The following is an 11385-nucleotide window of genomic DNA, read 5'->3' on the forward strand; positions in this document are numbered from 1 at the left end:
TGCTCGACATTCATGGCCGAAGGGAGTATCCGTTTAACGGCGGAACCGTGGCTGGCATTTAGTTGATTCTTCCTTCGAAGGGGATGGCGAAGGCGTTCAGGGCCGGCTTCCACCTTGTTGCCCATCGTGCCCTGCCTTTGCCGGTCGGGTCCAGTGCCCGGGTGGCGAGGTAGAGGCATTTCAGTGCGGCTTGGTCGGTGGGGAAATGTCCCCGGGCGCGGATCGCGCGCCGGTAGCGGGCATTGACGGATTCAATGGCGTTGGTACTGCAGATGACCCGCCGGATTTCCACGTCGTAGTCCAGGAAGGGCACGAACTCGCTCCACGCGTTCTCCCAGAGCCGCGTGATCGCCGGGTACCGTTGGCCCCATTTGCCCGAGAAGTCGACGAACCGTTCCTTCGCCGCGGCCTCGGACGGAGCGGTGTAGACCGGGCGCAGGTCCCGGGACATTTCGTCCCAGTACTGCAGGGCCGCGAACCGGAAGGTGTTCCGGATCAGGTGGACGATGCAGGCCTGGACCACGGCGCGGTCCAGGCCGTGTTGATGGCCTCCGGTAGGCCCTTGAGCCCGTCGCAGACGGTGATGCAGACGTACTCCACGCCGCCGTTCTTGATTTCCGTCAGGACGGAGAGCCAGAGCTTCGCGCCTTCCCCGCCGTCCCCGGCCCACAGCCCGAGGATGTCGCGTTCGCCGTTGACGCTGACGCCGATCGCGACGTAGACCGGCCGGTTCGTGACCTGCCCGTCGCGGACCTTGACGTGGATTGCATCGATGAACACCACCGGGAACACCCGGTCAAGGGGCCGGTTCTGCCACTCGGTCATTTCACCGATCACCTTTTCGGTGATCCGGGAGATCGTGTCTTTCGATACCCTGGCACCGAGCACCTCCCCGAAATGGGCGGCGATCTCGCCGGTCGTGAGGCCCTTCGCGCTCAGCGACAACACAATCTCATCCACGCCGGTCAGCCTTCGCTGCCGCATCTTGACCGTCTGCGGGTCGAACGTGGAGCCGGTGTCCCGCGGCACATCAATCTCCACCGGCCCGATCTCCGTCAACACGGTTTTCGTGCGGGTGCCGTTACGGGAATTCCCGCTTCCGCGCCCGGCCACGTCGTGCTTTCCATAACCGAGATGCTCGTCCATTTCCGCTTCCAGAGCGGTCTCCGAAACGTTCTTCGTGAGTCGGTTCAACAACCCACCCGGGCCCACGAGGTCGGTACCCTGTTCTCTGGCCTGGGCCAGGAGCTGCTGCGCCAACTCTTGCTGATCCTCATCAGTCGCCATGGGATCCAGTGTTTCGCTCATGATCGGTCCTTCCCGCCAGCCACAGCCCGGCGTGTCAGGCCAACCACGGATCCACCGTTATTCAGACACTCCCCGGCCGCAGGACGGGACCCCGTGTTTGGTGGTGAAGCAGGCGCCTGGATCCAGATGGTCGAGGCGCCCGCTTCACGTATGGAAGCCTGTCAGGCGGCTTCTGTGGTCACTTTGTTGGTGATGGACCCGACACCATCGATCTCGACGGTGACAGTGTCACCGTCATTGAGGAACAGTTGCGGGGTTCGGCGGTAACCGATGCCGGCGGGGGTTCCGGTCAGGATGACGTCGCCGGGCTGCAGAGTGGTGAATTCCGAGATAGTCGCGATCAGTTTCGGGATGCTGAAGATCAGGTAGGACAGGTCTGAGTCCTGGACGACCTCGCCGTTGAGGATGGTTCGGATGCCTGCGCTGGCCAGGTCCACTTCGTCGGGGGTGATGACGTAGGGACCGATGGGAGTGGAATTGTCCCAGGCCTTGCCCTGCATCCATTGGTGGGTTTTGTACTGGTAGTCGCGCATGGTCACGTCGTTGCAGACCGAATACCCCAGAACGTGATCCAGGGCGTCCTCTTCGCTGATGCGCCGGCCGGACCGGCCGATGATGACGGCCAGCTCGCCCTCGTAATCGGCTTGGGTGGCTTCGGGGGGCAGGAGGATGTCGTCGGTGGGCCCGATGAGGCTGGAGGCGTACTTGGGGAACAGCACGGGATAGGTGGGCAGCTCCCGATGGGACTCTTCGATGTGGGCCTTGTAATTCAAGCCCACGCAGATGATCTTGCCAGCGGCCGGGGAGATCGGGCGCAGCGTCACCGCGGCGATCTCGACGGATTCGTCAGGCAGGCGTGTGGACTCGGCGAGCACATTGGTGGGCGTGCCGGCCCCGATTTCGGTGAGTGCGGCCAAGGGGACGAGGCGGTCGCCGTCGACCTCTCCGACGCGGCGGACGACGGATTTCACCTATGTCCCGGTCTACTCGGGATTCGTCTAAGTTGCCTTGGTCATCGACCTGTACTCCCGCGCGATCGTCGGCTGGGAAACCTCAACTGTCAAGGACACCGCGTTCGTCGAACATTGCCTGAGAATGGCCCTGTGGCGACGCCAACACACCGGCCGGCCGGCCGGCACAGGCGGGACTGATCCATCATTCAGATGCTGGCAGCCAGCTTAGGTTCAAGGGGTCGTCGCAACACCGGCTTGTGTGACCGAGACTAGCTGATCGTGCATTGCCTCGGCTGGTGTTTTCCATCCAAGGGACCACCGGGGCCGGTTGTTGAGCGTGGCGGCGACGGCTTCGAGATCGATACTGCTGTGTCTGGCGAGGTCAGTGCCTTTGGGAAAGTACTGGCGGAGCAACCCGTTCGTGTTCTCGTTGGTGCCTCGCTGCCAAGGGCTGTGCGGCTCGCAGAAGTAGATCGGGAGTCCAACATCGGCCCGTAGCTGGACGTGCTGGGCCAACTCGGCACCCTGATCCCACGTCAAAGTCCGACGCAACTGCTCGGGCAGGGTGCCGAGCTGGAAGGCAATCGCTTTGCGAACAGCTTCGGCACCATGGCCGGCTAATGGCGGACCATTCTTGACCTGAGCCTCTTCTCCGTGAGTGGTCATTCGGGGTAGATGTAGCAGCTTCGTGAATCTCGTCGTGCGTTCGACGAGCGTGCCGATCGCCGAGCTCTCAAGCCCGATTATCAGGTCCCGTTCCCAGTGGCCGGCCTCAACCCGGTCGTCAACCTCGGCCGGTCGGATACCGATCATCACCTCGGCCGTGATGAACTTCTTACCGCGGCCGCGGGTACGCGCCTGCGGCACCCGCAGCGCTCGTCCGCTCCGCAGACACGCCGACAACTCCCGATGCAGCCCACCACGGCCCTTGATGTAGAGGGCTTGGTAGATGGCCTCGTGTGAGATCCGCATGGAACCATCGTTGGGGAAGTCGAGGCGGAGCCGGTTGCTGATCTGTTCGGGGCTCCAAGCAGTTCCCCAGCGCCGGTCCTTGCGACGGCCGTGACGACGCCCTGCCCACGGCACATTCGGTCCAGGAATCGGCCTGCCATCGGCATCTGTGATCGTCCCAGCGAGACGGTCCTGAACATACTGTCGCAGCCGGTCGTTGGCAGCCAGCTTCGCAATCTTCGGGCGGGTAGCGCGACGATCCCGATGCCACTGCGCGGTCACTGCGCGATATTCTATTTGCCCGCCTCGGGTCGCAGCGTTCCGGCGTAACTCTCGAGAGACTGCTGACGGAGAACGCCCCAGGTGCCGGGCGATCTCCCGTACGCCGTGCCCGTAAGCGCGACAGATCGCGATCTCCTCGCGCTCAAGGAAGGACAAATAGCGGCCTGTGGCAGGCTCGAACTTCGACGGTGGCATCCCCCAGCGTCACGGAACCAGCGCGTTCCCACCGCTGATGACACGCCCGCCACGACGCCGGCCTCCTCGCTCGTGACACCTCGAGCGATCGCCTCCCAGAAACGCTGCCGATGCTCGCTCCGCGAAACTGGCGGGCCGGCCTGGCGAACGCATCGCCGGCCTCCCCGTCGCAGCAGCCACCCATCCCAATGGTCGTCCCATTTCAGCACCGCCAGATAGAGGTGTTGCGACGACCACTTGAAACCGCCCAGTACACCTCCATCCGTTACACCGACACCCTTGCACTGGAGGGCCTGCAGCCATCCATCGGCAGCGTGGGTGACGCTTATGACAATGCCGCCGCCGAGACCGTAATGGGGCTGTTCAAGAACGAGGCCGTCGCGAAGGATTCACCGTTCCGCGCCGGGGCGCTGAAAACCGAAACCGACGTTGTGGAGATCGTTTTCGAGTGGGTCCACTCGTACAACAACCAACGCTTTTCTCAGCGGGTCATTGATGTGTTGCAGGACGTTGCATAGAGGGATACGCCGCGCCGTGGCGCCACAGATCCCCGGGGGTGCGGTGCACGTGGCGCATAGTCGCGTTTAGGTATTCCAGTTCTCTGGAAGGACAATCGTGCGGGCCTTCGCGGTGCTTCTGCCTTCGGGTATTCGATACTGGACTGTCCTCGATGATGATCTGGTTGCCGTGCCGGAGGCGGACGCGTTCTTGCGGTATCTGCGCCTGGGTCGTGACGGCTCGGAGCTGACCACCCGTTCGTATGCGGGAGGGATCGCGCTGTTCCTGCGTTGGTGCCTGGCCAGAGGCCTTCATTGGCATGCCGGCGTCGGGCAGCTTGGTTTGTTCATCATCTGGCTGCGTCATTCCGGGGCGCATGCCGGTGTTGCGGTTTGCGGGGATGGCGGGCGGAACGCGGTGGTGCTGGCCGGTCCGGGCCACCGTCCGGTCCGCGGGGAACGCCGGATCAATACGCTATTGACCGCGGTCCGCGGGTTCGTGGTGCATGCGGTGACCAGTGGCGATGCCCCTGGCTCCTTGTTGCCTCTGATCTACGAACTTGCCGATGACCGTGACCTGCCCGGACAGGCGCGGGGCGAGGATCGGGCCATGGCCTGGCGGATGCGCGCCCGTCACCGCCTCCATGAGCCCGATGCCGGTGTGGACCGGGCCAGCGACGCGGAGATTGTGGCACTGATCGGGGCCTGCCTCTCGGCCCGGGACCGGCTGGTCGTGCTGCTGATGGCGCGGGCGGGCCTGCGCCGCGGCGAGCTCTGCGGGCTGCGCCGTTCGGATGCGCACATGCTCGCTGATTCAAGGCTTCTGGGCTGCCCGGTTCCGAAGGCGCATCTGCACGTGCTGCGCCGCGACAACGTGAACGGGGCCTGGGCGAAGTCCCGCCGGACACGTGTGGTGCCGTTGGATTCTTTGGTCGTCCGGGCTGTTGATGCCTATGTATTCGAGCGGCTGGCCGTCAGCGAGGCGTCCGGCAGCGATTTCCTGCTGGTCAACCTGTTCCGCGCCCCGATCGGTGCTCCGATGCCGCCGGATGCAGTCAATGTGCTGGTCACTGCCGCAGGACGGCGCGCCGGCCTGCGCCGTCACGTTACCCCGCACCAGCTGCGGCACGCCTTCGGCAGCAATCTGGCCGATGCCGGCGGCACCCTGGATGAGATCGCCGCACTGCTCGGGCATGCTTCGATGAGCTCCTCACAGGTCTACCTGCATCCGGATCCGGCCAGGCTACGCGAAGCAGTAGACCGGGTGCCCGGCCCCCGCGGGACACAGACAGGGAAAAACAAGTGACGGCTGCAATCAGGGTGGCAACGACGCCTGGCCCGCAGGACATTTCCGGCGGCACCGGGCATGTGTTCACCGGCCCGTACCGGTTGGGGCAGTCCGCCGTTGAACTCGCACATCTGATCACACCGGAATTCCTGGCTGAGATCGGCTGGGATCCGGTTTCCCTGGTCATGTTCCTTCCACCGGCGCACCGGCTGCTGGGGCGTCCGGTCTGCGTGGCAGCCGGCTGCGCGGTCACGGCCCCGAACCGCGGCAGAATCTGCGCCGGCTGCCGCCACAGGCTCGTCCGGCTCGGGCTGGGCCTTGAGGACATCGCCCTGCTTCCGGCCAGGGACCGCCCCGACCGCGGCATCGGCACATGCCTGGTGGCAGGGTGCGCCCGGGAATGGGCCTCGGGACCGGCCCGGTTATGCCGCCGGCACCTCGATCAGCAGCAGAGCCTGGGTTTGGGTCTGGCAGAGTTCCTCACCGGTCCGCGGGCACGGGCGCTGGAGGCCTGCCCGCCCTGCGCGGTGGCTGCCTGCCCGAGACAGCGCCGCCGCCTTCAGGGCCGCTACTGCGAGGCCCACCAGATGCGCCTGCGGGTTCTCATGGCCAGGAACCCCGGGACCGATGAGGGCCGGTGGCGGCAGGTCGAGCCGCCGATCGGGACCGGCGGGCAGGTGAGCCTGCGCGGGCTGGCACCGTTGGTGGTGATCGAGGTGCTTCTCGGACTGCAGCAACGGTGCCGCCTGGACCAGGTGCGGACCAAGGAGGCAGACCTGCGTTCGGTATGTGATGACCTGCGACGCCAACAGGTCCGCACGATCAATGATTACCACCTTTCAGCCACCCGTTCCCTGGCGTTCGCCGGGGTATTTAACGCCCTGGCAAGACATGCCCGGCGCGCGTTAAGCACTCCGGCCGCCGAGGCCATGCTTGACCAGTGGGACCTGGCGGTCTTCGGCAACAGCGGCACAGTTTCATTCACCGGCCTGAGCCAGCCGTGGCTGCGCGACGCCGCCAAGCGCTGGGCCATCGATGACCTGCCCAGAAGACGGATCCGCCCCGGCCGGCGGAGCACCACGGGCCTGTCGGTGCGCCACCACGTGAACGCCCTGGTGCGGCTCTCGGAGACCTTGCGGATGCGCCCGGACCAGGGCCGGATCCCCTCCGGCCTTGGCCGCGCCGACATCGAGACATTCCTGAACCGGCTCGCCTATCTGGCCTCGACGGGCCAGATCAGCACCGATGCCCGGCTCCGTACCGTCCGTGAGGTCAGGCAGGTGCTCTCCACGATCCGGGCCCTGGGCCTGACCCGTGCCGGCACCCTGGCCGCCGGCCTCGGTGAGGACTTCACCATCGGCGCCGCCGACATCCCCGATGAACCCGAAGCCGCCGAATCCGGACGGGACCTGCCGCCGGAAATCATGCGGCAGATCTGTTCCCACCTCGACCGGCTGACATCGCCGCCCATGAGGGCCGGAATCGAGTTGGCCATCGACACCGGCCGAAGGCCCGAGGAGATCGCGGCCCTGGCGTTCGACTGCCTGGCCCGTGATGCCGACGAATCTGCGGTGCTGGTCTTCGATAATCACAAGGCCGGCCGTCTCGGCCGCCGGCTTCCCATCAGCGCGAACACCGCCGACGTGATTACCGCCCAGCAGCAGTGGGTGCGGGCCCGCTACCCCCACACCCCGGTCGGTGAGCTGAAACTGCTGCCCACCGACCGGCGCAATCCCCGTGGTGACAGGTCGCTCACCGCGTTCAGTCTCGCGTTCCACCACCGCACCTGGATTACGAACATGCCGGTGCTGAGAACCGCTGATGACACCGAATTCGACAAGGCACTCATCGTTCTTTATGCCTACCGGCACACATACGCCCAACGGCACGCCGACGCCGGCGTGCCCATCGATGTGCTGCGCGAGCTCATGGACCACCGCAAACTCGATACCACCGGCGGCTACTACCAGGTCGGCCAGGGCCGCCGCCGCGAGGCCGTGGACCGGGTCACAGCAATGCAGTTCAACCGGCACGGCGAACGCATCTGGCGCCAGACCCAGGAACTGCTGGACTCCGACCACGCCCGCCGGGCTGTCGGGGAGGTCGTCGTTCCATTCGGCCTCTGCACCGAACCGTCCAACGTCCAGGCCGGCGGAAAGGCCTGCCCCTACCGGTTCCGCTGCGCCGGCTGTGACCACTTCCGCACCGATGTCTCCTACCTGCCCGACCTGCAGGCCCACCTCGATGACCTGCTCCGCAACCGCGAGAAACTCCTCGCCACCCAGGACCTGGAGGAATGGGCCCGCGCTGAAGCCCTGCCGTCAGAGAATGAGATCACCCGCATCCGCCGGCTGATCTCCAAAGTCGAAGCCGGGCTGGACCAGTTGGCACCCGCCGACCGGACAGAGATCGAGCAGGCCGTAGCCCTCGTGCGCCGTCACCGCACGACCGCTCTGGGTATGCCCCGGATCCGACAGCCCGTACCCGATATCCATCCACAGCCCGCGACATGACCCTGCCCGAGACCCCCGCGGCCAGGAAAACAGCCGCCGCCATTGAAGGCCGCCGCGCCGACACCGCCCGGCGCCGCGAACGCGTCCTTGCCGCCCTCTCCCAGGCACATTCCTCCGGCCTGGAGATCAGCGTCGCCACCATCGCCCGCACCGCCTGCGTTGACCGCACCTTCCTATACCGCCACCGCGACCTCCTGGCGCAACTGCACACAATTCAGGCGCAGCCGTCCCACGATTCCACACAGGGTGCAGCAGTCAGCCTGGCCTCCCTGCACACGGACTTCCTCGCGGCCCACGAGCGCGGCAACCGCCTCGCAACCCACATCCGGACACTGGAACGGCGCTTATCCCAAACGCTCGGCGAACACGTCTGGCGCGAATCCGGACTCGGAGCGCCCCAAGACCTCGACGAGCTGAACCACCGCATCACCGCGCTGGAACAGCAAAGCCTCGATCTGAGGCTGCAACTCGAGGAACGCAACCAGGACCTGAACGCATCCCGCGCGGCGAACAGGGAACTCATGACCCGGCTCAACACGGCAAAATAAGCGTCCACCGGCCCACGTGCACCACATCAACGGTGCACGACGGCGCAACCCAATACGCCCCTGAACTGCGACGATACCGGAATAAGGCAGCTAAAAAGTCAACGACCCCCAGAGAACAGATTACATTCCGCCCTGGATCACCAGCCGCCGGAGGAATTCGAGCAGGCATACTATGCTCGAGAAATCGGCTCGTTACCCGACGACGCCGCCAACAAACAGGCGGCATGATTCCCGGGACGGTTCACCCACACACCCCGGAGAACCAGGTCAGAGGCCGGAGTGTGGACACTGTCCACACGGAAAAGCACCAGTTTCAGAGAAAAACGCATCTGACCTGCGGAAACACTGTGCCCGAGGTGGGACTCGAACCCACACACCTTTCGATACCGCATTTTGAGTGCGGCGCGTCTGCCAATTCCGCCACTCGGGCGCGGAGTGCACCGGTGTAACAATCGCTGAACCACAGTGCTGTGAGCAACGCGATCGCTTCCAGTGCGCGAAATTACTCTACATGCAGATAGGCTGAATTCCAGAATCGCGCCAGTGACGCCGCATCGAACCCAAACCGGTCCCCAGTACACCAGCCGATAAAACCTATGATGGTTTAGTTCCCGCCGTACCTTTCCAAGGAGTTCCCGTGTCAGAACAGACGGAGTCAACCCCCACTTCCAAGCCTGCGCGCCGCGTTGTCGTCGCCGAGGATGAGACCCTCATCCGCCTGGACATCATCGAGATCCTGCGGGGCGAGGGCTACGACGTCGTCGGCGAGGCGGACAACGGCGAAAAGGCCGTGCAGCTCGCCGAAGAACTGAAGCCGGACCTGGTCCTGATGGACGTCAAGATGCCGGTCATGGACGGCATCACCGCCGCCGAGAAGATCGTCAAGGCCCGGATCGCCCCTGTGGTCCTGCTGACCGCCTTCAGCCAGAAGGAACTGGTGGAGCGGGCCCGCGACGCCGGTGCCATGGCCTACGTCGTCAAGCCCTTCACCCCGGCGGACCTCATCCCCGCCCTCGAAATCGCGCTCTCCCGCCACGAGGAAATCAAGGCCCTCGAAAGCGAAGTGACGGACCTGCAGGAGCAGTTCGCCACCCGCAAGCTCGTGGAGCGCGCCAAGAGCCTCCTGACCACCAAGATGGGCCTCACCGAGCCGGAAGCCTTCCGCTGGATCCAGAAAACCTCCATGGACCGCCGCCTTAGCATGCGCGAGGTTGCCGAGACCATCATCAACCAGGTCAACTAGCCCCGGCAGGTTAGATGCAAACAAAGAAGCCAAAAAAGGGAGGGTCCCCGCCGCGTAAACCGCGTGGCGGGGACCCTCCCTTTTGCGTGGTGCACAGGAACTAGTCCTGGGCCCCGTTTTTCTTATTTTCCGGCCACGGGCCAAGCTTGTCCCTGGCCACCGCTGCCTCGCCGTGGCTGCCGGCGTCTGCCAGGTCGCCCACCTTGTGGACCTTCAGCATGTTCGTGGAACCGGCTTTTCCGGGAGGCGAACCGGCGGCGATAACCACCAGGTCGCCGTCCGCGACGACGTCCATGTCCAGCAGGCTGCGGTCGACCTGGGCGGTCATCTCGTCGGTGTGGCCCACCATCGGGACGAGCACCGGCATGATGCCCCAGGTCAGTGCCAGCTGGTTCCAGACGTGCTCCACCGGGGTGAACGCGAAGACCGGACGGATCGGCCGCAGCCGGGACAGGCGCCGCGCGGAGTCGCCGGACTGGGTGAAGGTACAGATGTACTTCGCATCCAGCTGGTCGGCGATCTCGACGGCGGCGCGGGTGATGGCGCCGCCGCGGGTCTTGGGCTTGGTGCCCAGCGGGGGGACGCGCTCCAGGCCGTGGACCTCGGTGGATTCAATGATCCGGGCCATGACCTTGACGGTCTCGATCGGGAACTTGCCCACGCTGGTCTCGCCGGAGAGCATGACGGCGTCGGCGCCGTCGAGCACGGCGTTGGCGCAGTCGGAGGCCTCGGCCCGCGTCGGGCGGGGGTTGTCGATCATGGACTCAAGCACCTGGGTGGCCACGATGACCGGCTTGGCCCAGCGGCGTGCCAGTTCAATGGCTCGCTTCTGCACGATCGGCACTTCCTCGAGGGGAAGTTCCACACCGAGGTCGCCACGGGCCACCATGATGGCGTCGAAGGCGTCGATGATCTCGGAGAGCTGCTCCACGGCCTGCGGCTTTTCGATCTTGGCGATCACCGGCACGCGGCGGCCTTCCTCGTCCATGATCTCGTGGACGCGCTTGATGTCCGAGGCGTCGCGGACGAAGGAGAGGGCAACCATGTCCACACCGCGGCGCATGGCCCAGCGGAGATCGTCCTCGTCCTTCTCGCTCAGCGCCGGAACGTTGACCGCAACGCCGGGCAGGTTGATGCCCTTGTTGTTCGAGACGTACCCGCCGACAATCACCTGGGCGACCACCTTGACGTCGTCGACGTCGATCGCCCGGAGGGCCACCTTGCCGTCGTCGATCAGCAGGGCGTCGCCGGGATTGACGTCATCGGTGAGGCTCTTGAGCGTCGTGGAGGCGATGTCCTTGGTGCCCGGGACGTCCTCGGTGGTGATGGTGAAGGTGTCACCGACGGCCAGGAGGTGCGGTCCGTCAACGAAGCGGCCGAGGCGGATCTTCGGCCCCTGCAGGTCCGCCATGATGGCGACGGGCTTGCCGAGCTGGCCTGCGGCCTTGCGGACGTTCTCGTATGTGGTGTCATGCACGGCGTAATCGCCGTGGCTCATGTTCATGCGGGCGACGTCGACGCCGGCTTCCAGCACGGCGAGCGTGTTCTCAAAGCTCGCGATTGCCGGTCCGAACGTGGCCACTATCTTAGCGCGTCTCATATACCTA

The 11385-nt window shown here is 65.2% G+C and carries 6 protein-coding genes, 1 tRNA gene and 3 pseudogenes; 5 read left to right on the forward strand and 5 right to left on the reverse strand.

What is annotated here, in order from left to right; genetic code table 11:
* Positions 1 to 58 precede the first annotated feature (58 nt).
* The 3 genes and pseudogenes from ACVWZ8_RS20525 to ACVWZ8_RS20535 form a co-directional block, all read right to left on the reverse strand.
* Positions 59 to 1308, reverse strand: a pseudogene (locus ACVWZ8_RS20525) (IS256 family transposase).
* Positions 1309 to 1469: 161 nt separating this feature from the next.
* A complete protein-coding gene (locus tag ACVWZ8_RS20530) occupies positions 1470 to 2279 on the reverse strand; it encodes a fumarylacetoacetate hydrolase family protein (protein WP_456505668.1) in 810 nt (269 codons plus the stop codon).
* Between the two features lie 213 nt (positions 2280 to 2492).
* Positions 2493 to 3890, reverse strand: a pseudogene (locus ACVWZ8_RS20535) (IS30 family transposase).
* A gap of 47 nt (positions 3891 to 3937) precedes the next feature.
* Between ACVWZ8_RS20535 and ACVWZ8_RS20540 the strand changes: the two are divergent.
* From ACVWZ8_RS20540 to ACVWZ8_RS20555, 4 genes and pseudogenes are all read left to right on the forward strand, one after another.
* Positions 3938 to 4070 (forward strand): annotated as a pseudogene (locus ACVWZ8_RS20540) (IS3-like element ISMysp3 family transposase); the annotation flags it as partial.
* A 234-nt stretch (positions 4071 to 4304) separates the two neighbouring features.
* Positions 4305 to 5492, forward strand: a complete 1188-nt coding sequence (locus ACVWZ8_RS20545; protein ID WP_456505669.1) for a tyrosine-type recombinase/integrase — start codon at positions 4305 to 4307, stop codon at positions 5490 to 5492.
* A complete protein-coding gene (locus tag ACVWZ8_RS20550) occupies positions 5489 to 7987 on the forward strand; it encodes a hypothetical protein (protein ID WP_456505670.1) in 2499 nt (832 codons plus the stop codon). Before ACVWZ8_RS20545 ends, ACVWZ8_RS20550 begins: the two co-directional genes overlap by 4 nt.
* Entirely contained in the window at positions 7984 to 8535 is a 552-nt protein-coding gene (locus ACVWZ8_RS20555) for a hypothetical protein (protein WP_456505671.1), read from the forward strand. Before ACVWZ8_RS20550 ends, ACVWZ8_RS20555 begins: the two co-directional genes overlap by 4 nt.
* 348 nt (positions 8536 to 8883) lie before the next feature.
* On the opposite strand, the gene ACVWZ8_RS20560 is transcribed toward ACVWZ8_RS20555, so the two are convergent.
* Positions 8884 to 8965 (reverse strand) — tRNA-Leu (locus ACVWZ8_RS20560).
* Positions 8966 to 9172: 207 nt separating this feature from the next.
* On the opposite strand from ACVWZ8_RS20560, the gene ACVWZ8_RS20565 reads away from it, so the two are divergent.
* Positions 9173 to 9778 (forward strand): ANTAR domain-containing response regulator, encoded by a 606-nt coding sequence (locus tag ACVWZ8_RS20565; protein WP_426977227.1) that lies wholly within the window; start codon positions 9173 to 9175, stop codon positions 9776 to 9778.
* A 100-nt stretch (positions 9779 to 9878) separates the two neighbouring features.
* On the opposite strand, the gene pyk is transcribed toward ACVWZ8_RS20565, so the two are convergent.
* A complete protein-coding gene (gene pyk / locus ACVWZ8_RS20570; protein WP_456505672.1) occupies positions 9879 to 11378 on the reverse strand; it encodes a pyruvate kinase in 1500 nt (499 codons plus the stop codon).
* Between the last annotated feature and the right edge of the window lie 7 nt (positions 11379 to 11385).

The organism is Arthrobacter sp. UYCu723, assembly GCF_054059215.1.

Coding starts and splice junctions, on each gene's coding strand:
- ACVWZ8_RS20555 (WP_456505671.1), top strand. CDS start 7,984: ATGACCCTGCCCGAGACCCCCGCGGCCAGGAAAACAGCCGCCGCCATT.
- pyk (WP_456505672.1), bottom strand. CDS start 11,378: ATGAGACGCGCTAAGATAGTGGCCACGTTCGGACCGGCAATCGCGAGC.